The following is a 23,472-nucleotide window of genomic DNA, read 5'->3' on the forward strand; positions in this document are numbered from 1 at the left end:
AAATTGGTCTAAAAATTCCTGCTTCTTCGTCAAATAGCTCGCTATTCTCCTCAGAAGCAGAAATTTTTATCCTCAATTTCTTGCAATCCTCGCTACGGACGCTTAAGTCCGACAGGCTGCTAGCGAATATTCAACCGAAATTCGCTGGTGGCAGCCTTCCAACCCCTATAAATGGCCCTGAAAAAACGGAGTAAACGAAAAAACTTGTAACGATTTCCAGACGTATTATTTAGCAGAAATATGAATGTAATCCTCTAAGTTTAGAATCAAATTTCACTTATTAAAATAATAAAATCAGTATTTAAAATTTTTTATTTCTATTGGAAATTTAAACTTGCTGACTTGCTGGTTTTCGATAAGAATCAAATATGAGAGATCCAAAAAAAGGACGAGGAAACCGCCTATGGGAAACGCCTTGCAAGCCAGGCCGATCATCTCAACCCAAACAACCACCTACATTCTCGACAGTAATGTTCTGATACACGACCCTAACTCAATCCTCAACTTTGAAGAGCATCAAGTGCTCATCCCCATGACCGTTCTGGAGGAACTGGACAAGCTTAAGAACGGAAAGCAAACCATCGCCGCTGACTGCCGACAGGCCATCAGGCTGATTGACCAGATACTGGGTACTGCCTCACCCTCGGAGATCGAAGCAGGCGTTCCTATCAGACGTGGTAATAAATCAGAGCCTCAGGGTACTCTCTCAATCCTGAGTTCTCACCGTATAGAAAACATCACCACACTGCCCACCAGCAATAACGATAACCGCATCATCAACGATATCTGTCATTTTCAGGAAACCCATCCGGGTATACCGGTGATCCTGGTGACCAAAGATATCAATATGCGTCTCAAAGCCAGGGGATGCGGAATTCCAACGGAGGATTACCACAGCGACCAGCTGGTTTCCGATATTGGTTTACTCAATAAAGGTTATCGGCTGTTTGAAGGCAACTTCTGGGACCGGGTTTCCCAGGTTCAGACAGAACAGCTGGAGAGTAATACCTATCACCGATTGTTGAAAGAAGAGCTCGGAGAGGACATCCATCTGAACCAGTTTTTACTGGACGACACTGGATTTGTAGCTCGGGTGAATGCCATCACTCAGGACGAAGTCCAGTTGCAACACTTCTGCCGTGAAGCATTAATGAGTCAGGAAGCCTGGGGGCTTCAACCTCTCGATATTCATCAGGCCATAGCCCTGAATCTTTTACTGGACCCCGACATTCATCTGGTCAACCTGACCGGTGCTGCGGGCTCAGGTAAAACCATTCTGGCCCTGGCTGCAGCGATCGAGATGACAGTAGCCACCAAACAGTTCCGTCGAATCATAGCGACCCGTTCAACCCGGGGGCTGGATGAAGACATTGGCTTCCTGCCGGGCACGGAAGCGGAGAAAATGGAGCCTTGGCTGGGCGCCATTACTGACAACCTCGAAGCCCTGCACTACGACGATGAATCCACCAACAGCAGTGTGGATTACATTCTCAAGCAGGTCCCTCTCCATTTCAAATCCCTGAACTATATCCGGGGACGAAGCTTTCAGCAGAGCCTGATCATCATTGATGAATGTCAGAACCTGACACCGCACCAGATAAAAACCATTATCACCCGTGCGGGTTCCGGTAGTAAGGTCATCTGCCTGGGCAACCTGGCTCAGATTGATACCCCTTACCTCGCACCGACCAGTTCGGGACTGACTTACATGACTGAACGATTTAAAAACTTTCCACACGGTGGCGCAGTCCAACTACAGGGGGTTCCACGCTCGCCACTGGCGGCATACGCTGAAGAAAATCTATAATTTTCACTTACCTCAGAACGATAGCCAGACTTGATCGTCTGGCTATCAAAAACCGACAGCCATTAATCATTAACTTTCCTCCCCCTAAAGCCCTGCTCACCAGCAATCTGAACCACTTTTTAACCCCTTAATGGCGAAGCACTGCACTTTTGCGACATCTTTTGTACTTACGGGTTAATACAACAAAAGGGTATTATTAGAACACCACCAGAAACGGATGTTATGAATGAAATCTCTGAACTGCTTCAAATCCTATGACATCCGGGGCCGCATGCCGGATGAATTGAATGAAGACATTGCCTGGCGCATTGGTCGTGCAACAGCAGAATACTTAAAAGCAGACACCGTCGTTGTTGGTGGAGACATTAGGCTTTCATCACCCTCCCTGAAAGCCGCACTGAGTGATGGCCTGAGATCGGGCGGAGTCAATGTTCTGGATATAGGTCTATGTGGCACGGAAGAAATCTACTTCGCAACGTCACACCTGAAAGTAGATGGTGGCATCATGGTAACGGCCAGCCACAATCCCAGAGACTACAATGGCATGAAACTGGTCAGAGAAGACAGTAAACCTGTTTCAGGTGATACCGGTCTGCGTGAGATACAGAAGCTGGTCGAGGATACATTTGTTGCTGCACCATTAAACGACGCCTCACCCATAACAGACCGCTCTCTGAAGGGTGATTATAAAGAAGTCAGCGTTCTTGATGACTACATTGATCACATGCTTGGCTACATCCAACCAGCTCGGCTAAAGCCCATGAAACTGGTCGTTAATGCAGGTAACGGTGCGGCAGGCCATGTGATTGATGCGATTGAAGCCCGTTTTCAATCCACTTCAGTCCCCATTGAATTTATCAAAGTTCATCATGAGCCCGATGGTAACTTTCCCCATGGCATTCCAAACCCGCTGTTGCCTGAGTGTCGCCAGGCAACCAGCGATGCTGTTCTCGAACATCAGGCCGATATGGGGATAGCCTGGGACGGCGATTTTGACCGCTGTTTCCTGTTCGATGAAAAGGGACTGTTTATTGAGGGTTATTATATTGTGGGTCTTCTCGGTGAAGCCTTCCTGAACCATACGCCGGGGGCAAAGATCATTCATGACCCGCGACTGACCTGGAATACCATAGACCAAGTCAGGAGTGCTGGAGGAGAGCCGGTGCTTTGCAAGACGGGTCACGCATTTATCAAGGAGAGAATGCGCAAAGAGGATGCCGTTTATGGTGGTGAAATGAGTGCCCATCATTACTTCCGTGACTTTGCTTACTGTGACTCTGGCATGATTCCCTGGCTGCTGGTGACAGAACTATTATCTCAGAAAGGTCGGACACTCTCTGCGTTGGTGGCCGAACGAATAGACAAATTTCCCGCTTCCGGGGAGATCAATAGCACAGTTGAAAATCCAGCACAGACCATTGAGACCATTCTGATCAGGTACGAACAAGATGCCGCTGAGATTGATCGTACCGATGGCATCTCCGTTGATATGGGAGAGTGGCGTTTCAACCTCAGAATGTCTAATACTGAGCCGGTCATTCGACTGAATGTGGAAAGCCGGGGAGATCAGGCGCTGATGGAAGAAAAAACAACAGAACTGGTGACCCTCATTCGATCTCATTAGTGTCTGAAAGTCCGGGTCCAGCTTGCTCTCTCATGCTGCCTAACAACATAATAGAGACAATTCACTACCAAACACCTCCGCCCTCAACTAGGATGTGTTCCATAGTGCTAAGGAAGAAAACCAATATGCTTTTTGTCGTGTCACCTGCCAAAACCCTGGACTATGACACCGCTCCGGTGACGAAAAAGTTCAGTCAGCCAGAGTTCCTGGACCAGTCTCAGGACCTGATTAATCAGTTGCGCAGGCTGAGTCCGTCAGATATCGGCAGCCTGATGAGCATCAGCGACAAACTGTCACAGCTGAATGCAGCCCGTTACGAAGCCTGGCAGCAACCTTTCACCCGGGATAATGCCAAACAAGCTGTCCTCGCCTTCAAAGGTGATGTTTACACGGGACTTGATGCTGAGACTATGAATGCCAAACAGTTTGATTATGCGCAAAAACACCTGCGCATTCTCTCTGGTCTCTATGGTCTGCTGAAACCTCTCGACCTGATGCAGGCATATCGTCTGGAAATGGGCACCCGATTTGCCAACCAGGCAGGAAAAGACCTTTATGCATTCTGGGGCGAACAGATCACCGACAAACTGAACGAAGAAATGGCTGCCCAAAAAGACGACATTCTGGTCAACCTGGCCTCCAACGAGTACTTCAAGGCTGTTAAACCCAAACTGTTGAAAGGTCAGATCATCACTCCGGTTTTCAAGGACTGGAAAGGTGACAAGTACAAAATCATCAGCTTCTACGCTAAAAAAGCCAGAGGCCTGATGTGTCGTTATGCCATAGATAACAACCTGAAAAAAGTCGATGACCTGAAAGGTTTTGATTATGAGGGCTATAGCTATAACGAAGCCATGTCGAATGACAAGGAGTGGGTGTTTATTCGCAAAGAAGTCTAAGTTATCTTCTTCCAGCTCCGTGATTGCCGTTGAGCTGGAAGACACTTCCCTTCTATTACCAACACAATTCACGGTTACTTAATAATACCCACTTCCAACTCCCGCTTTCTGGTGTAGAGAAAGCGAATGATGTCGTAGCTGAAGGGCGAACTGAAATCGTCATAGCTCATGGGTACGGTGTAACGATAGTTAATGCCATAGATAGCAAACAGTTCAGGTTCGCTAAACACCTGTGCAGGCACCCCAAGAAAATCAATATAATCTTCTGCTACCAGATCGACGACCAGACCACTGACATCCCTCAAACTGAATGGGCCAATCACCGGAACCACCAGATAAGGTCCGGGCCCCACGCCATATTTTGCCAGAGTATTGCCAAATTCATTGGGATGATGGGGCAACCCCATACTCTCAGCAGGATCAAAAAAGCCCAACATACCCAGAGTAGAATTGATGAATAATCGACCGACTGATCTGACAGCTCGCTCACCCTCAAACTGAAGCAGGTTGTTCATAAGAGTGGAAACTTCTTTCAGATTCTGAAAAAAATGGGCAATCCCTATCCGAACGAAAAACGGAGTCACCGTTTCATAAAGCTGCATAACAGGCTCAAGAAAATAGCGATCCAACTGCCGATTGAAAGCAAACACCTCGCGATTGAAGGACTCCAGTGGATCATAAACATCCATAAAAGACATTGGATTGTGATGCCAATTTTCCAACAGCTCATCATCAGTGTCTCTGAACTTCAGAGTATCCATAGGATCTGCATAGGGGATACGCTGATCAGCCAGGACATTAAAGACTATGAGAGAAAAAAACAGCAACAGGAGCCCGGCTCTAGGCATCAGGGAACCCCCTACCCTTCATAAAGCTGAGCATATCCCGTACGTTTTGATGGTATTTCAGATTGCCCATATGCCCACCCAGAGGGTAAATTTTTATCCGCCCTCTGAAGGTGTCATAAAGAAAGTCGAGCCCTTTCTTATCAATAATAAAGTCATCCACATTGTGCATCACACCAACATGGCGGGCACGCTTCAGCCAGGTCTTAAGGCGAGGCAGACCGCTCTGCTCAAAGATAAAAGTGCGCTGCATTCGGAGGGATTTTTTCTGACCGGAGTGGATTCCCTTCTGCCTCTCTACGTAGGGGATCAGCACATTATCGATGTAGCATTCAAAACCGCAAAACATAGCCCGCTTAAAATAAGGAGTTCGACTATCACTTCGCGTGAGCCTGAAATATCCGGGGATCAGTTTGCCGTCCCAGGTCATGACAGCAGAAGTGAAATAAAGGGACGCTACTACCAGCCTGAAATTGACGCCTATCAGCAGCGCCAGCTCTTCTCTGCTCATGGCATAAGTGCTTTTCATCACCTGAACCAGCATGGGTTCATCCAAATCAATACTTTTATGAGCTTTAAAATAGGCAGCCAGCTTGTCAAAGTAGTGATTAAAAAGCGTTGTTGCACTGTCAACGCCCGGCACATCCACCTGTAGTAAACGATCAAGGCTATCGACGGTGCGCCGCAAGTCAACAGGAGGGTTCACTAACAATACTCGTTCAAAGCCAAACGCGTTCTGTTCGCTGTCTATTCGGGCTACAAACGCAGCATTGAGAGCGCCAAGGCTGTAACCTGTCAGATACCAGCCACTAATCTCCAGTTTTTTAAAGGAGCGGACCCGCTTGACAGACGCTTTCATCAAACGATAGATATCTTCTGAATCTTGCCGGGTCAGGCCGGGCCGATGAGTTCGGGAACTGGAAACAACAAAGTCGTAACTGGTGGGGGATGAGATCTGAATGACATGAAAGCCGGCCTGATAATAAACCTTTTTCAGGAACTCGACCTTACTGGTATCGAAACGCCCCCCAGTACCTGCAATGATAAATATCAACGGAGCAGGTTTCTCCTGCCAGGCCAATTTGAAACGGGGTTTCATCACATCCCAGAATATACCCGGCGCCCCCTTAATGGTTTCGTCAGCCAATCCTAAAATCGCCTCACGGACAGTACCCTGCCCCAGCTTCACCTGTTGCCCGGGCGGAGTGCCAACGACGGTGGCCAGAAATGGATCCCTGATAGGAAAGTCATAAGCCCACGAAGTGCCCAAATAGAAAGGAAACAGAAGTAATAAAAGTTTTTTCAAAATGGCAATAATGCAACTTCGCAACTTCGAAAAACATCCTGCCCACCCCACAATGTCCGTGAGGACCAACGGACAGAACGCCCCTCTTCCAGTCATATCATTACTACTGAGTGTTTTCCGGCGATGAAATCAACAGGTAAACCGTCCAGTCTTTGGAAAACAGGCCACCAGTACTGATCTTTTCCAGAGAGCCCCTGACCTGTCCATTGATGGAATACTGAATTTTTTCGCCTTTCTGGTCTGGCAATGTCACCTCCTTTTGACTCCAACTCCTGGGCAGACATTGACCGATGATACGGTTGGCTTCGTCAAAAGCCAGAGTCGCAGTCTGCTCATCAGGCAGGACTCGACTGCATACATAGCTATAGCGATTGGACCACTGCCAAACCTCACAGCCACCGTTCAGTGGTTGATAGTCTGTCTGCCAGATGGTGATCTTATTGTAAAAAGAAGGCTGTTTACGTATATCCGAAAAGCCATCCCGGCTCTTGGTAAAAAGATGCCCAAGATCCTGACAGATTTTGTCCTGATCAACTGTACGCTTTTCGGTAATGACTTCATCTTTTTCGCCGACAGGCTGGTATGCATACCCCGAAACCAGAGTACCTGCTGTCACCACTAACGCGGCCACCTTGAGACTTTTTTTAATCGTTTTGTTGTTAAAGACTGATTTCATCGACTTATTCCCTGGTTCTGAAAAACCTTCACCAAGACCTTGCCTGCAGAGACAGGCAAGGTCGCAGACGGAACAAGTCTAGAAAATATAATTCAATTGTGCAGCTACAATATTGGAGCTGTTCTTGTAATCGCCTGTTACTGTGCCGTAAAAAGGATTTGGAGTAGCCCTTTGATCCGGGCTGTACTTGGATTCATTGATTTTACCTTCTTTCAGACTCACATATGCATAGGAAATATCAACGGAGATGTTGGTATCAGGCCTCCAGTTTGCTCCCACGGTAAACCAGTTACGATCCGAATCCGGTGTACGGACTGTACGATTGTCATCATCGACGGGGGACTCATCAAACATATAGCCTGCCCTCAGTTTCCACTCTGGCAGTACTTGCCATGTCGCACCAAAACTCCAGGCCCAAACATCTTTCCAGTTGATTGGGACGTAGCTGGACAGGGCAGAATTATCGGCTCTGACATAAAATTCCTCGAACCGGCTCCAACGGGTCCAGGTGGCCTCAGCCATGAGAGTCCATTCATCGTTTAGCTCATGAGTCAGGCTTAGAGCCGCTTTTTCTGGCATAGTGATATCGAGCTTTGCATCTGATTTCAACTCAACCGGGGCCAGACCCTCAACTTTTACATCTCCCTCGATTTCAAAATCAAGTTCTGAGAAGTAAGCAAGGCCAACGTAGGTTTTATCATAAACATTCCACAGTGCTCCCAGAGTCCAACCCAATGCGTTGGCATCACCCTCAATCTTTGCTTTTGCAGCAGGCACAAGGGGATTGACATTTTGAGTTAATTCCCCCTCCACATAGGAACCAATTAACCCAAACCCAACCGAAAGGTCTTCCTGAAATTTATAGGAAACCGTTCCCTGCAGGCTCACGGTTTTAACGCTGGTTTTATTACCAAAGAAACGACCCGCCCAATCCTTGTCATAATCCAGCTCAATACCATTAGGAGCATACCCACTTATACCAAAGCTGATTTGCTCATTCAGTGGCATAACAAAATGCCCAAAAGGAATCCCGCTTGTTGACACGAAATCTTCCGTCTTACCCTGGGCAATCACCGTTCCACCCGCAGTATGCTGACCCTCAAATTCCCCTCCTTCAAGAATGACAGCAGAACCCACAGAAACCTGCATACCCTCAACATAAGCTATACCTGCAGGATTATTGGCTGCAATAGAAGCATCCTGGGGGTTGGAAGCCCTGCCCGCATAGGCTGTGCCCATGTAGCTGGCTGAGTTTTCATAAACGCCGTAACCCGCAGAGTAGACACTGCCAGAATGAAAGGAAACGGCCATAGCGGCAAGAAGAGGTGACAGAACAGCCACCCTCTGTCGTAAACACAAAGTCATTTTCAAACCTCATTGTGTTGTGTGTTGGTTTGAAAGGTATAGACGCAGAAACGCTTCGCTGCCTTTTTTTAAAGGCATAAACGACGATTAGTAAACAACAGTTATTAAAAGCATGGGAGCTCTGATCAAATAGCTATATGTCAGAGCGCGTTAAAGTCATCGGGAAATGGGTGGCAGGTCAAAACGAGGGAGAGATAATTTCTTATAAAGAGCCAACAGTCTGAGTAACAGAACCAGACCCGCAGACAACAATGTGGCCATATTGACGCCAATATAAGACTCTGATGCAACGAAGAGAGCACCACCCGCCATAGCGGCAAAAGCATACACCTCTTTTTTCAGCACCAGTGGCACTTCACCAGACAGCAGATCCCGGATAGCGCCACCGCCACAGCCGGTGAGAACCCCCATCATGACAGCGACAATGGCTGAAGCGCCGAAATCCAGAGCTTTAGTGACACCAATCACCGTAAATACAGCCAGACCCAGCGCATCAGAAATCAACATCATATGATGCGTTTTCTGATGCCAGCGTCTTATCAAAATCGCCAACAGGGTTGAGACCAGAATGACCAGAACGTAATCGTGATCCTGTACCCAGAAAACCGGTGTGCCGCCTAAAAGGACATCGCGAATCGTGCCCCCCCCCACGGCAGCGACAAACGCCAGAACCATGGCACCAAAGATATCCATATCTTTACGACAGGCCAGCCAGGCGCCGCTGATGGCAAAGACAGCGGTGCCAAATAAATCCAGAATGTAAAGCAGCATGAAAAAAAGAGTGAGTCCGATTAATTAATATTAAAATTATACGCCCAAGGCCACATACCCCATATCAGGACGCTTACTTAATTGAACAGGAACTTTCCTCAGACTACGGAGGCTTATGCAGGTTCAGATGACCTCAATGTGCTTGTCTTTCATTTATATAAAAAACATCTTAAGTATTCAACCTGACGCAATTACCAAGACTTAGAGAGCAATCTGACTCTCTAATTGCAAATTTTTTTCAATTTTTTTACATCTTTTTCTGATGCTAATTCAAATCTCATCCTTTTATAAAAATCATTAAATATCAAAAAGTTAGCAATATAAGACCGAATCAAAACAGCTTAAATTCATTAAAATGAAAATCGAATACTATTCGAATTTTAATTAACACCCAACCCTGTCTTGACTCGACCCCTCTAAACAGAGATATTTCGTACTGTCGTTTCAAATGCCCGTTTCAGAGCACGTTAAAACGTCATTCAACAAGCGGATATTTATAAACGACAACACACACTAATAATAAGCACAAAAAGACTAGCGGCCCTTCGACCAGCGAACCTGAGAAGACTCGAAAAGAGCAAACAACGTTCGCAATCAGGCAGTCTCATATCACTTGTTAATGAAAAAAGAAGTTCTTTCTTTTTTAACAAGGAGTCGCCTCAGGTCTTGCCGACGTCAGGAGTTATAATGAAAAGCCACACTCGTTCCTCGCATTTTTCTCTCACTCCATTAGCTTTGGCCTCCTCTCTGGCAGTTGCTGTTTCAGCAGGTCAGGCAGTAGCCGGTGGTTTTGAAAAAGCGACTCTCTGGGATGCCGAATACACTGCATTGGCAGGTGCAGCTGTTTCTTCTGTCGATGATTCCAGTGCGATCTTCTTTAACCCGGCCGGTCTGGCTTTTGCGGAGTCTGATGATATTGCTCTGCACTTATCTCCCACCTTTAACAAAGTCAGTAGTCCTGCGGATGGTGTCAATTTTACTGATGGCGATACCACCTTCTCTCCAGCTGGCGGCCTGACAGGTCTGACCATACTGGATGAGAAGTTCACTCTGGGTTACGGTATTTATGCCTCTGGTGGTGCTGCTGCCAAGTATGAAGATCTGACGGTTGGCAGCGTACGACCCGTTACAGACGACTACTCTACTGACATCAAGATTATTGAAGCGGGTCTGGGATTATCTTATCGCATCAACAACAACTGGTCCGTTGGGGGTACCTACCGCCTGACTTACGTCGCTGCTGATATCGAATTGATGTCAAATTTAGCGAATGGGGCTGTAGGTGCAGCAGTGGGCTACAACGATATGACCGGTTACAATACCTTCGGTGTTCGTCTGGGTGCGATGTACCGCTCAGATGACGACCGCTGGGGTTGGGGGATCAACTACCGTTCTGAAGTCGATATTGAAGCAGATGGTAAAACATCTTTCAGATCTGGCGCTCCTGGATTTGGTGGCCAAATTCCTCTTGATTTCAGCGATAAAGATGCGACCGCAGAAACAGCACTGCCCATGCAAATTTCTACCGGCATCGATTACAAGGTAGCTCCACACTGGACCCTGTTCGGTGAGATCACATACACCGACTACAGCAATAACGAACAGATTAAGTTTACCTCCGATGAGGTCAGCAGTCTGCCTGTACCTGCAATTAACTCCAACTGGGAAGATCAGTACAACTACCGCATCGCTGCGGAGTACTCCGGTATAGAGAACTGGGCTCTGAGAGCAGGCTACATTTATACAACAGCCGTCGTACCTGAAGAATATGCTGCGCCCACCTTCTCCAGTCCTGCCGATGCCCACAGCTTTACTCTGGGTGCCGGCACCAGCATTCTTGATGGACAGGTGGATCTGGACTTTGCTGCTGTCTACGACACCGTTAAGAATGACGATGTAAAAGGTGGTGGCAACCTGACCAGCTCTACTCAATCTTACGCGGGTAAGTATGAATCCAGCTCTTACTCACTCCATGCTTCTGCGACTTACCGCTTCTAAGTCGGTTTTTCGGTAGAAACCTACAACAAGGCCGCCGATCGAAAGATCAGCGGCCTTTTTTCTTTCATCACCACGTTTAGCAAACGTTGGTTATCACCATGCACTTAACGTATTAATCACTCAGCCCGACCTGATTACCCACACTGGATGCCTTTTTCTTACTAATCAAAGTACCTTGAATTAATTGAAATCATAAATCGAATGATATTCGAATTATGATTAACAACAGACTTTGCCTTGAATCAATAAGTTAGAAATAAAAATATTTCTTACCACAGTTTCAAAAACCGGTTTCGAAGCACCTTTAAAAGCTTTTTTAATAGCTAATTATTTACAAAAAAATAACAGTAATTTCGATTAAGCATAAATAAAATGGCCTCCGTTCCACCCGCGAACCGGAAAGAATCCACAAGAGCTAACAACGTTCGCACTCAGGCAGGTTCATATCTCTCGTTAATAAAAGAAACCCTTTTTTATAACAGGGAGCTGCCTGAGGTCTTGCCATCATAAGGAGTAATAATGAAAAGCCATACACGCACTTCGCCTTTTTTCCTCGTTTCTGCTCTGGCTGCTGCTGTTTCTGCAGGTCAGGCGGTAGCCGGTGGTTTTGAAAAAGCGACCCTCTGGGATGCTGAATACAGCGCACTGGCCGGTGCTGCGGTTTCTTCTGTCGATGATTCCAGTGCCATCTTCTTCAACCCGGCCGGTATGGCTTTTGCCGAGTCTAATGATATTGCTCTGCATGTATCTCCTACTTTTACTCAGGTCAATGGTCCTGCGAAAGCTCCAAATACTTTTATTGAGGGTGAAACCAACTTTTCTCCTGCTGGCGGCCTGACAGGTCTGTACAAACTGAACGACAAGTTCACTATGGGGTACGGTGTTTATGCTTCTGGTGGTGCTGCTGCGAAGTATGAAGATGTAACGGTTGGTGGCAGCAGACCCGTCACAGATGACTACTCTACTGACATCAAGATTATTGAGGCAGGTCTGGGATTATCCTATCGCATCAACAACAACTGGTCCGTTGGAGGTACTTATCGCCTGACTTACGCCACTGCCGATATCAACATGGTTTCAGATATATTGGGTATAGGCGCTGCAGTGGGCTACAACGACATGAGCGGTTACAATACATTTGGTGTCCGTCTGGGCGCAATGTACCGCTCTGATGATGACCGATGGGGTTGGGGGATCAATTACCGCTCTGAAGTAGATATTGAAGCTGACGGTAAAGCATCCTTCAGATCGGGTGCTCCTGGATTTGGCCCAATACCTGACGACTACAGCGGCATTGATGCAACCGCAGAAACAGCTCTGCCCATGCAGATCTCTACCGGTATTGATTACCAAGTAGCTCCTCACTGGACCCTGTTTGGTGAGGTCACATATTCGCAGTACAGCAACAATGAACAGATCCAGTTTACTTCTGATGAACGACCTCTGGACGTACCCGCAATCAACACCAACTGGGAAGACCAGTACAACTACCGCATTGCTGCCGAATACACCGGTATTGAAAACTGGGCTCTGAGAGCCGGTTACATTTATACAACAGCTGTTGTACCCGAAGAGTATGCTGCACCTACCTTCTCTACGCCAGCCAATGCACACAGCTTTACTCTGGGTGCCGGAACCAGCATTCTTGATGGACAGGTGGATCTGGACTTTGCGGCTGTCTACGACACCGTTGAGAATGACGATGTCAAAGGCGGTGGCCAGCTGACTGACACGACTACATCTTACGCAGGTAAGTACGAATCCAGCTCTTACTCCCTCCATGCTTCTGCGACTTACCGCTTCTAAGTCGGTTTTTCAGTAGCATCCTATAACAAGGCCGCTGATCAAAAGATGAGCGGCCTTTTTGTTTGGAATTCAGGCTGAAGTAAGTTCTCAGTGATTGAGAATCTGCCCCAAAAACGCCCTGCTGCGTTCAGACTTCGGATTATTAAAGAAGACTTCCGGTGTCGCCTCTTCCACGATTTGCCCCTGATCCATAAAGATCATTCGATCTGCCACGGTTTTTGCGAAACCCATTTCATGGGTCACACAGAGCATGGTCATGCCTTCATTGGCCAGCTCAATCATGACGTCCAGCACTTCCTTGATCATTTCCGGGTCCAGTGCCGAAGTGGGCTCATCAAACAACATGATTTCCGGGTTCATGCAGAGGCTTCGGGCAATCGCCACACGCTGCTGCTGGCCTCCCGAAAGTTGTCCGGGATATTTATCCGCCTGATCAGGAATACGGACACGCTCAAGGTATTCCATCGCCGTTTTTTCCGCTGCTTTTTTAGCGGTTTTCCTGACCCAGAGCGGTGCCAGTGTACAATTTTCCAGCACCGTCAGATGGGGGAACAGATTGAACTGCTGGAACACCATACCGACCTCACGACGAACCTTCTCTATATTTTTCAGATCCCGGGTCAGTTCTGTGCCATCAACAATAATCTGGCCTTCCTGATGCTCTTCCAGAGCGTTAATGCAGCGAATCAAAGTCGACTTACCCGAACCGGATGGCCCGCAGATAACGATCTTTTCGCCACGCACCACATCCAGGTTGATATCTCTGAGGACATGAAAGTTGTCGTACCATTTGTTAACCCCATTCAACCTGATAACAGGGCTTGCAGGGTCTTTTACTTCCCGGACCATCTTATCCATGAAGACCTCTCATTTTCTTTAATTCTTTTCCAGTCGCTGGCTGTACTTGGATATACCAAAGCAAAACAACCAGAACACAAAGCCAGCAAACAGATAACCTTCTACAGCACTGCCCAGCCACTCGGGGTCATTCAGGGCTGCCTGAACAATCGAAAGCAGATCAAACAGACCAATCACCAATACCAGACTGGTGTCTTTGAACAGTGCAATAAAGGTGTTCACTATTCCGGGAATCACCAGACGCAGAGCCTGAGGCAGAACCACCAGTAGCATACTCTGCCAGTAACCCATTCCGAGACTCTGACAGGCTTCCACCTGCCCTTTTGGAATCGCCTGCAATCCACCACGCACCACTTCTGCCATGTAAGCTGACTGGAACATGACAATCCCGATCAGGGCCCTAACCAGTTTGTCGAAAACAATTTCTTCCGGAACAAAAAGAGGCAGCATGACCGAAGCCATAAACAACACAGTAATCAGCGGAACCCCACGCCAGAGTTCAATATAAGCCGTACAGAACGTCCGAATGACCGGCATGGAAGATCGCCTGCCAAGGGCCAGCAAAACGCCTACCGGTAATGATGCCAACATGCCATAAAGCGCCAGCACCAGGGTCACCATCAAGCCACCCCACTTATGGGTTTCAACCTCGGGCAGACCGAAGTAACCTCCAGACAGCACCAGCCAGGAGGTAACCGGCAATACCAGCAATCCCAACCCCAATGCCAGCTTCTTGCCGGGAATAGCCGGGATCATCAGCCAACCCAGAATCAGGACCAACTGCACAAAAAACAGATTCACCCGCCAGATTTCACTCTCCGGATAGAAGCCGTAAATAAACTGATCCAGTCGTGCAGTGACAAAAGCCCAGCAGGCACCGTCAACATTGCAGGCCGAGCGGCTTTCTCCCGTCCAGGTAGCGTCCATAACTGCCCACTGCCATAAGGGAGGAAGGATCAGATAAAGACCGTAAATAAGCGTCAATGTGATCAGTGACTGTGAGGGCGTCGCAAACAGCTTCTCCCGCATCCAGCCTAAAACACCCCTCGAGTTGACCGGGGGCTCTCTTGCAGGAATCATTTTTTCTTCCATCATCGTGCTCTTCATTAAGAGAGTCCTTACCGCTCTACCAGCGATGCCCAACGGTTATACAAGTTCATCAAAACAGATACGGTAAGGCTGATCGTGAGATAAACGGCCATGGTCATGGCGATCACCTCAACGGCCTGACCGGTCTGGTTCAGGGTGGTTCCCGCAAAGACACTGACCAGATCCGGGTAACCTATGGCCGTCGCCAGTGAAGAGTTCTTGATCAGGTTCAGGTACTGATTGGTCAGGGGTGGAATAATCACCCGCATGGCCTGAGGAATCACCACCAGACTCAGCACGCGGCGAGGCTTGAGACCCAGAGCCGCAGCGGCTTCTTTCTGACCTTTGCTGACAGACTCAATACCAGAGCGAACGACTTCAGCAATAAAAGCCGCAGTATAAATACTCAGAGCAAACCAGAGCGCAGCCAGTTCAGGAATTAAAACCAGACCGCCGGAGAAATTAAAACCTTTTAATTCTGGTATCTCCCATCGCAACTGAGCATCCACCAGAAAGCTGGTCACGAGAGGAATCAGCACAACACTTGAAGCCATTGCTGCCTTGATATAAAGAACCATTTGCCCTTTGTTTTCTTGGTGCTGAGCTTTAAGCAGCCATGAGCGCATAAAGAATCTCAAAACCAGCACAGCAGCAAGACAGGCCATGAAAACCCAGGCAACCGTCACCATACCCGCGTTCAATTCGGGCCAGGGAAGAGAGATACCACGAACATTAATAAAGATGGAGTCAAACAGACTGATGCTTTGACGGGGGTTCGGCAGAATACCCAGAACCGCAAAGTACCAGAAGAAAATTTGCAGCAGCAGGGGAATATTGCGGAAAACCTCAATATAAATACTGGCCATTTTAGACAGGAGCCAGTTAGAGGAGAGCCGGGCCACACCAATCAGAAATCCAAGAATGGTGGCAAAGATAACGCCGAGAAAAGAGACCAGTAAAGTATTGAGTAGGCCTACCAGAAACGTTCTGCCAAAGGTATGGCTTTCGTCGTACTCCACCAGTGTCTGGATAATGCCAAAACCTGCAGACTGGGATAAAAAATCAAAGCCGGTGCTGATGCCGCGATGCTCTAGATTCGACAGGGTATTGTTCACTACCCAGGCGACCATTGCCACAACGGCAAGGATCAACAGAACCTGAAAAAGAACAGCCCGCCAGACCGGGTCGCGCCAGAGTCTTACTAACATAGGGTGCCTTTTATTAGCCATGAAGAATCCGTTCATGGCTCTACTTTTATTTTTGCTATAGGTATTTCGCTAGCAGCCTGTCGGACTTAAGGCTGTCCTACTGCGGTTGCAATAAATTGGTCTAAAAATTCCTGCTTCTTCGTCAAATAGCTCGCTATTCTCCTCAGAAGCAGAAATTTTTATCCTCAATTTCTTGCAATCCTCGCTACGGACGCTTAAGTCCGACAGGCTGCTAGAAGTTTTTGCCAGAAGCATTTGCTAAAGGCATCTCATAGCAGAAAGCTGACAGCCCAATTCATTTGGACCACCAGCCTTACAGGACTCTTAGCGGAAAGGAGGTGCGTAGAGGATACCGCCCTGGCTCCACTGGGCATTGAGACCACGCTCAATTTTCAGGGGAGAGGATGCGCCGATATTACGCTCAAAGACTTCACCATAGTTACCCACTTGCTTCACGACCTGGTAAGCCCAGTCATCCTTGAGGCCCATGCCCTTGCCCTTGGGGCCTTCAATACCCAGGAAGCGGCGAATGGAAGGATTGGTTGAAGACTTGCTCTTGTCGATATTGGCCGAACTCAGCCCCAGCTCTTCGGCATTGATCATGGCGAACAGAGACCACTTCACAATATTGAACCATTGGTCATCACCCTGACGAACCAGTGGTCCCAGAGGCTCTTTTGAAATCACTTCAGGCAGCACAACGGCTTGACCTGGCTTCGACAAACGCAGTCTCAGAGCATAAAGCTGGGACTGGTCTGAAGTCAGGACATCACAACGACCTGAATCAAACCCTTTGGCCGTACCGTCGGAGGTATCAAAGACAACAGGCTGGTACTTCATGCCATTGCTGCGAAAATAATCTGCAAGGTTCAACTCAGTGGTCGTACCGGACTGAATACAGATCGCAGCACCGTCCAGTTCTTTGGCACTGGTGACACCCAGCTCTTTTTTCACCAAAAAGCCCTGACCATCGTAATAGCTGACACCGGCAAAGTTCAGACCCAATGAAGCGTCACGGGTGAGTGTCCAGGTGGTGTTACGGGAAAGCATGTCGATTTCACCTGACTGCAGAGCGGTAAAACGCTCCTTGGCCGTCAGGGGTATGTATTTAACCTTGGAAGCATCGCCCAAAACCGCCGCTGCCACGCCACGGCAGACATCCACATCGATGCCAGACCATTGCCCCTTCTCATCAGGCGTTGCAAACCCCGGCAGTCCGGTATTGACACCACAACTCAGGTAACCTTTGCTTAACACGGTTCCCAGAGTGTCGCTATCGGTCTCCGCCTGGGCACTGGCCGCTGCCAGCATAAGAACAGGTGCCACCCATTTTGTGAGTTTTCTTATCATAATCGATCCCGTTTGTTATTTTTTTTTACTACTTTTCAGTAGGCATCTGATACCCGCGAACCTTACCGCTATTGAACAGGACTGGCAACCCCAGCCACTAATAAAGCTCTCAGGAACTGAAATCGTTCCACACAGCCCCCTTTATGTTAAACTCGGGCCACTTTTTTACATGAACTTCTCGTGAAAGACAGGCTGTGTCAGACCTCTGCCCTCTTCATGTCAATACTGAGCGACCCATGACCGAACAACTGAGCGAATATTACAAAGCCATCCTTGAATCTCTGGGGGAGGATATTCACCGGGATGGCCTGAAAGACACCCCCAGACGTGCCGCCAAGGCCATGCAGTTCCTGACTCGCGGTTATGAGCAAAGCCTTGAGGATATTGTCAATAACGCGGTGTTCGAATCCGACATCAGTGAAATGGTGGTCGTCAGGGACATTGAGCTTTACTCCATGTGCGAACACCACATGCTGCCATTTATTGGCAAGTGCCACATTGGTTACATACCTGATGGCAAAGTGCTAGGCCTCTCCAAGTTCGCCCGCATTGTGGATATGTTCGCCCGTCGTCTTCAGATTCAGGAAAACATGACCAAACAGATTGCCGACGCTATTGTTGAGGCTACCAGTGCGAAAGGGGTGGGCGTTGTCATTGAAGCACAGCACATGTGCATGATGATGCGCGGTGTCGAAAAGCAGAATTCTTCCATGACATCCTCTGTCATGCTGGGTCTGATGCGTGAAAATCAGCCTTCCCGTGAAGAATTCCTGCAGTTCATCCGCAACAAATAAACCGTTGTCGTATAAAGGAGCTTTGACAACAGACAGTTAAACTTCTTCAATGACGGGGCATGAAGAATATCGTCCTGTATGATTCCGGTTTTTTCCGGCAAAAGGGACACCCCGTCTGCTCCCGTACAAATCGCTCAGCACAATTCTTGCACATACCGGCGTGTCCACAACTTTCTAATACCGTCATTTCTTGCGGTGGCTCGAAACAAACCGGACACTCTATGATTCCTCCCGGTGCGCCTCCAACTGCACCCGCTTCCTCCGTTGCAGTTTGGCTTGCTAATTCCTCTCGTAGTTGGGTTATCAGTTCACTTTGTTGTTGAATGACTGTTGCCGGATCCTGATGATCAGAATACGGCTCCCCATCAGAAGCCTCAAACTCAAACTCAACCTCAACTTCATCCCCACTGTCTGAACCATAATCGGTTAGATAGTCCGAGCTTTCTGACGATGATATCTCTGATATTGCAGGTTCGGGGTCAATACCCAAAATACCGTGTGTAAACTCTTGCATGCCTCTCAAGTCGAGCATAAGCGGAGGTACGGGGCATGAGCGCCCGTTGGGGCAAAAGCGGGCTATATTGCTGTAAATGATGCCCAGAAGCTCGTATGGCAAGTAATTTATCAACAATTTTTTCAGTGTATCTGGCCACCACTTAATTCCTGAGTTCATATGCTCGAAAGCTGCTGATGCCATTGTATTTAAACCAATCAGAAGTGCTGTTTCTGCATCCAGTCCGGCTGTAGTGAATAAATAGGCAACGCTGTGCGGAGTATCATATTCGTGGATATTTCTGGGAAGCAACACTCCGGAGAATGCCCGAGCGTAACTTTTTCTGGTATAGCCGTTATGCAGCACGCTAAAGTAGGCATATAAGTCACTCTGGGAAAGAAAGTGGGGACCAAGAAAAGCAAGAAACATAAGGACTAAACCATTATTAACACCAACAGAATTGGACTGATTTTCTGCCGAATCTGAATAAAAATAATGGCAATAAGGATTATTTCTGCCATCTATGTTCTCAGACAAAAACAATTGTTCAAAGAGGCTTTTTGCCATTGCATTGATTAACTCTTTGTTTTCCGGGCTTTGTCCATTGAGCATGCTGATATTTATATCGAAAATACTATGCATTAGTCTCAGCATTGTTTGAATTCGACCTCTTCGATATAGAGGATTACCCAGATTCACATAATTAAAATAAAAGTTGATCAGATGTGTAAAGTCTTGCTCAGCCACCTCGTAATTTTCACAGGTTTCCAGCCGCTCATCTCCAGACAGATCGTCAGAGGTTAAATTAAGCCTGAAAAAGCCAATACGGATATTTTCAAGTGGACTCATGACGGGTTGTCCTGTTCGCCTTTGTTTTTTTGAAGGCGGTTTCCAGTTTGTCTTTTGATACTGGCGAAATCCTTCAAGATCATAGGTATCATTTGCCAGCCCCTGCTGATAAACAAACAAACACACTGAAAACAAAAGCGTCTTTAAGGCACATGGAATGGTCATACTTTCACCGACATTCATTAAAACATCTGTACTACTATTAATGAGCTTTATATAAGCGTCCTTAGCACCTATTTGTATAGGCCATAGGGACCAATAGAAAAAGCTGATTCGGATGTTTCCATTGACACCAGTCACCTGGAATCTGGTCCCGGATGTATCCACACGCATCAGTTACCATCCGGAACGCGATATCCAAGAGCTGATCAAACGAATCTGGAAAAAGAAGCATCAGGCAATACAATGGCTCTGTTCGCACATTCAATAAAAAGACTTGTCGATAACCTTGATGTATGACAACGGTGTTCCCCGACAGAACGGACAGCCCCTCTGCTCATCTATAATACGCCCGGCACAATCTTCACAAAAACCAGCGTGTCCACAACTTTGTAACACCCTGATGTCTTCCACTGGATTGAAACAAATTGGACATTTTTTGATTCCTCCTGAAGCACCTCCAACTGCGCCGGCTTCGCCCGTTGCAGGTTGGCTTGCTAATTCCTGTCTTAGCTCGGTTATCAATTCATTTTGTTGTTGAATGACTGTTGACTGATCCTGATGCTCAGAATCCGACTCCTCAACAGTGAGATCACTCTCTGAACCCTCACTGTCTGAACACTCAGAATAATCCACAAGAAAGACCAGACTTTCTGACGATGACGCCTCCAACATTCCGGGCACGAGGAAAATACCCACAATACTGAATATAAAGTGTTGCATGCCGCTAATGCTATCCGCGCAATACATAACCCCGGGTACAGGACACGAGCGTCCAGAGCGGCAATGACTGGCTATATTGCTGTAGATAATGGGCAGAAGCTCGTTTGGCAAACACCCTATCAACACAGTTTCCAGTGTCTCCAGCGAGACCCGTCCTAAATCCATGCGCTGAAAAGCGGCTGATGCCATTGCAGTTAAACCGATTAACAGTGCTGTTTCTGCGTCCAATCCGGCTGTATTTAACTGATTGGCAAGGCTTTGCGGAGAATTATATTCATTGATATTTTTAGAAAGCAACCCACTGTCGAATGCTTGATCGTAGCTTTGTCCTGTATATACGTTATGCAACAGAGTAAAGTGGCCATGAAGTCGATTCTTATAGAGAAAGTGGGGACCAAGAAAAGCAAGAAGCATCAGGACCAGACAGTTGTCAACACCAACATAGTTGGATGTATGTTTTTCCGGAACGGAATAGAAATAATTGTAATAAGGATTACTTCTGCCATTTATCTTGGCAGACATAAACAATTGTTCAAAAAGACTTTTTGCCGTTTCATTGATAAGCTCTATCTCTGCCCGGTTTCGCCCATTAATCATATTTATATTAATAGCGAATATATAATGTATTAGTCTCAGCATTTTTTGAATGCGAACTTTTCGATTTTGAGGATCACCCATACCCACATAATTAAAATAAAAATTACCCAGACGTTTAAAGTCTTGTTCAGCAACCTCGTAATTTTCACAGATTTCCAGTCGTTCATCTCCAGATACATTGCCAGAGGCTAAATTAAGCCTGACAAAACCAATGCGGATGTTTTCAAGTGGGCTCTGACCTGTATGACTTTGTTGTTTATTTGAATGCGGCCTTGAGTTCGTCTTGTGATAATTGCGAAACTCTTCAAGGTCATAGGTGTCGTTTGCCAGTCCCTGCTGATAAAAAGACAAACACACTGAAAACAAAAGCGTCTTAAAAGAATACCCTAAGGTCATATTTCACCTGCATTCGTTAAAACAACTGCACTGCCGAGCTGCAATTTGTCCATAACAAATATACTGCTGTCGTATACATAAGCCTTGAAGAATGACTTATTCCGGGCTTTGCATACAGACGGTTTAGTCCCGTTTTCTTTCACTCCACAAAAGTTTATAACCATCGTTGTCGCTTATAGAAGGTACCAATAATGGGCACAAGATGTGTCTGTCATTCTCAAGCAACAGACTAGCACTGTTCGCACATTCAATAAAAAGACTTGTCGATCACCTTCATGTATGACAAAGGTGTTTCCCGGCAAAACGGGCAGTCCCTCTGCTCATCTACAATTCGCCCGGCACAACCCTCGCAGAAACCAGCGTGCCCGCAACTTTGTAACACCATAATGTCTTCCACCGGGTTGAAACAAATTGGACATTTTTTGGTTCCTCCTGTGGCTCCTCCAACTGCACCGGCTTCCTCCGTTGCAGATTGAGTTGCTAATTCCTGTCGTAGTTGGGCTATCAGTTCATTTTGTTGTTGAATGACTATTGACCGATCCTGATGCTCAGAATCTGACTCCTCAACCGAACCCTCATTGTCTGAATCCTCAGAATAATCCAATGGATAGCCCAGGCTTTCTGACGATGACGCCTCTGATAATGCCGCCGATAATCCAGTGGTGAGGTCAATACGCAAAATGCTGAGTGTAAACTCTTGCATGCCACTCTCGGTAAACATAATCTGAGGTGCAGGACATGAGTGTTCTGGTCGTGATGGGCATTCTGAGCGGCAGAGGCTGGCTATATTGTTGTAGATAATGCCCAAAAGCTCGTGTGGCGCGTATCTTATCAGCAAGGTTGTCAGTGTCTCTGTGGATTCCAGCCCTGAATTGATGCACTGAAAAGCTTCTGATGCCATTGCAGTTAAACCGATTAGAAGTGCTGTCTCTGTGTCCAATGCGGCGTCATTCAATTGATGGACAATGCTTTGCGGAGAATGATATTCACTGACATTTTTAGAAAGCAATGCATTGGAAAATGCCTGAACGTAGCTTTCTCCGGTATAACGGCTATGCAACACTCTAAAGTAGGCCGAAAGTTCATCCATGGTAAGAAAATGAGGACCAAGAAAAGCAAGAAACATCAGTACTAAATCATTATTAACACCAATATCACTGAAATAATGTTCCGCTGAACCTAAATGAAAATAATGAAAACAAGGATTAGTTCTGTCATTTATGCTGACAGACAAAAACATCTTTTCAAAAAGGCTTTTTGCCATTGCATTGATTAACTCTTTATCATTCGAATTTCTTCCATTGATCTTATTTATATTTATAGTGAATATATGATGTATAAGTCTGAGTACATCTTGAATGCGATTTTTGTGAAATCGTTCATCCATGGCCACATAATTAAAATAAAAGTTTATCAGACGTTTAAAGTCTTGCTCAGTCACTTCGTAATTTTCACAAATTTCCAGTCGCCCATCTCCAGATACATGGTCAGAGGCTAAATTAAGATTGACAAAGCCAATGCGGATGTTTTCAAGTGGGCTCTGGTCTGTGTGTCTCGGTTTTCGGTTTGAAGGCAGTTTTGAGTTCGCCTTGAAATAGTCGTAAAATTCTCTAAGGATATAGGCGTCATTTGCCAGCCCCTGCTGATAAAAAAAAACACTGAAAATAAAAGCGTCTTATAGGAATACCATAAGGTCATACTTTCACCTGCTCTCGTTAAAACAACTGCACTACTACAACTGACATTTATCAGCAATAAATAAACCACTGTCGCATAATAAAGCCCTGAAGGCTGAATTATTCAGGGCTTTGGTAAAAGACAGTTTAGCTCTGTTTTAATACACTCGTGAAAACATATAG

The 23,472-nt window shown here is 46.7% G+C and carries 19 protein-coding genes; 7 read left to right on the forward strand and 12 right to left on the reverse strand.

What is annotated here, in order from left to right; genetic code table 11:
- The 4 genes from KBW69_RS21290 to yaaA all read left to right on the forward strand — a co-directional run.
- Nucleotides 1-194 (forward strand): hypothetical protein (locus tag KBW69_RS21290; RefSeq protein ID WP_257282198.1); only part of this gene is annotated, 194 nt, incomplete at its 5' end.
- A 209-nt stretch (nt 195-403) separates the two neighbouring features.
- Entirely contained in the window at nt 404-1,807 is a 1,404-nt protein-coding gene (locus KBW69_RS21295) for a PhoH family protein (protein ID WP_257253519.1), read from the forward strand.
- Between the two features lie 226 nt (nt 1,808-2,033).
- On the forward strand, nt 2,034-3,431 hold the full coding sequence (locus KBW69_RS21300; protein WP_257282199.1) for a phosphomannomutase CpsG: 1,398 nt from the start codon (nt 2,034-2,036) through the stop codon (nt 3,429-3,431).
- A gap of 125 nt (nt 3,432-3,556) precedes the next feature.
- Nucleotides 3,557-4,330, forward strand: coding sequence for a peroxide stress protein YaaA (gene yaaA, locus KBW69_RS21305; protein WP_257282200.1), 774 nt, complete (start codon nt 3,557-3,559; stop codon nt 4,328-4,330).
- Between the two features lie 74 nt (nt 4,331-4,404).
- Here the strand turns inward: yaaA and KBW69_RS21310 are convergent, their stop codons facing one another.
- From KBW69_RS21310 to KBW69_RS21330, 5 genes are all read right to left on the reverse strand, one after another.
- Nucleotides 4,405-5,178: a VacJ family lipoprotein gene (locus KBW69_RS21310; protein ID WP_257253517.1), complete on the reverse strand. Its 774-nt coding sequence runs from the start codon at nt 5,176-5,178 to the stop codon at nt 4,405-4,407.
- The gene (locus KBW69_RS21315) at nt 5,171-6,481 is read right to left on the reverse strand and encodes a hypothetical protein (protein ID WP_257282201.1); all 1,311 of its coding nucleotides are present in this window, start codon (nt 6,479-6,481) and stop codon (nt 5,171-5,173) included. The genes KBW69_RS21310 and KBW69_RS21315 overlap by 8 nt, the downstream gene beginning before the upstream one ends.
- Before the next feature lie 103 nt (nt 6,482-6,584).
- Nucleotides 6,585-7,157: a hypothetical protein gene (locus KBW69_RS21320; RefSeq protein WP_257282202.1), complete on the reverse strand. Its 573-nt coding sequence runs from the start codon at nt 7,155-7,157 to the stop codon at nt 6,585-6,587.
- A gap of 78 nt (nt 7,158-7,235) precedes the next feature.
- On the reverse strand, nt 7,236-8,522 hold the full coding sequence (locus tag KBW69_RS21325; protein ID WP_257253514.1) for an OmpP1/FadL family transporter: 1,287 nt from the start codon (nt 8,520-8,522) through the stop codon (nt 7,236-7,238).
- 156 nt (nt 8,523-8,678) lie between these two features.
- Nucleotides 8,679-9,293 (reverse strand): trimeric intracellular cation channel family protein, encoded by a 615-nt coding sequence (locus KBW69_RS21330; protein WP_257282203.1) that lies wholly within the window; start codon nt 9,291-9,293, stop codon nt 8,679-8,681.
- 687 nt (nt 9,294-9,980) lie between these two features.
- Between KBW69_RS21330 and KBW69_RS21335 the strand changes: the two genes are divergently transcribed.
- Nucleotides 9,981-11,291 carry an OmpP1/FadL family transporter gene (locus tag KBW69_RS21335; RefSeq protein WP_257282204.1) on the forward strand — a complete coding sequence of 437 codons (1,311 nt, stop codon included), beginning with the start codon at nt 9,981-9,983 and terminating at the stop codon, nt 11,289-11,291.
- Nucleotides 11,292-11,810: 519 nt separating this feature from the next.
- Nucleotides 11,811-13,097, forward strand: a complete 1,287-nt coding sequence (locus tag KBW69_RS21340; RefSeq protein WP_257253510.1) for an OmpP1/FadL family transporter — start codon at nt 11,811-11,813, stop codon at nt 13,095-13,097.
- Between the two features lie 87 nt (nt 13,098-13,184).
- On the opposite strand, the gene KBW69_RS21345 is transcribed toward KBW69_RS21340, so the two are convergent.
- From KBW69_RS21345 to KBW69_RS21360, 4 genes are all read right to left on the reverse strand, one after another.
- Entirely contained in the window at nt 13,185-13,946 is a 762-nt protein-coding gene (locus KBW69_RS21345) for an amino acid ABC transporter ATP-binding protein (protein WP_257253520.1), read from the reverse strand.
- 27 nt (nt 13,947-13,973) lie between these two features.
- Nucleotides 13,974-15,062 (reverse strand): amino acid ABC transporter permease, encoded by a 1,089-nt coding sequence (locus KBW69_RS21350; protein ID WP_257282205.1) that lies wholly within the window; start codon nt 15,060-15,062, stop codon nt 13,974-13,976.
- Nucleotides 15,063-15,073: 11 nt separating this feature from the next.
- The gene (locus KBW69_RS21355; protein WP_257282206.1) at nt 15,074-16,252 is read right to left on the reverse strand and encodes an amino acid ABC transporter permease; all 1,179 of its coding nucleotides are present in this window, start codon (nt 16,250-16,252) and stop codon (nt 15,074-15,076) included.
- Nucleotides 16,253-16,576: 324 nt separating this feature from the next.
- Nucleotides 16,577-17,602 (reverse strand): amino acid ABC transporter substrate-binding protein, encoded by a 1,026-nt coding sequence (locus KBW69_RS21360; RefSeq protein ID WP_257252349.1) that lies wholly within the window; start codon nt 17,600-17,602, stop codon nt 16,577-16,579.
- 236 nt (nt 17,603-17,838) lie between these two features.
- On the opposite strand from KBW69_RS21360, the gene folE reads away from it, so the two are divergent.
- Nucleotides 17,839-18,396, forward strand: a complete 558-nt coding sequence (folE, locus tag KBW69_RS21365) for a GTP cyclohydrolase I FolE (RefSeq protein ID WP_257282207.1) — start codon at nt 17,839-17,841, stop codon at nt 18,394-18,396.
- Between the two features lie 46 nt (nt 18,397-18,442).
- On the opposite strand, the gene KBW69_RS21370 is transcribed toward folE, so the two are convergent.
- From KBW69_RS21370 to KBW69_RS21380, 3 genes are all read right to left on the reverse strand, one after another.
- Nucleotides 18,443-19,921, reverse strand: coding sequence for an RING finger protein (locus KBW69_RS21370; protein ID WP_257282208.1), 1,479 nt, complete (start codon nt 19,919-19,921; stop codon nt 18,443-18,445).
- A gap of 240 nt (nt 19,922-20,161) precedes the next feature.
- Nucleotides 20,162-21,613 carry an RING finger protein gene (locus KBW69_RS21375; protein ID WP_257282209.1) on the reverse strand — a complete coding sequence of 484 codons (1,452 nt, stop codon included), beginning with the start codon at nt 21,611-21,613 and terminating at the stop codon, nt 20,162-20,164.
- A 247-nt stretch (nt 21,614-21,860) separates the two neighbouring features.
- Nucleotides 21,861-22,703 carry an RING finger protein gene (locus tag KBW69_RS21380; protein WP_257282210.1) on the reverse strand — a complete coding sequence of 281 codons (843 nt, stop codon included), beginning with the start codon at nt 22,701-22,703 and terminating at the stop codon, nt 21,861-21,863.
- Nucleotides 22,704-23,472 lie beyond the last annotated feature (769 nt).

The sequence above is a fragment of the Endozoicomonas sp. ISHI1 genome (genome assembly GCF_024606225.1).
Taxonomy (GTDB): Bacteria; Pseudomonadota; Gammaproteobacteria; order Pseudomonadales; family Endozoicomonadaceae; genus Endozoicomonas_A.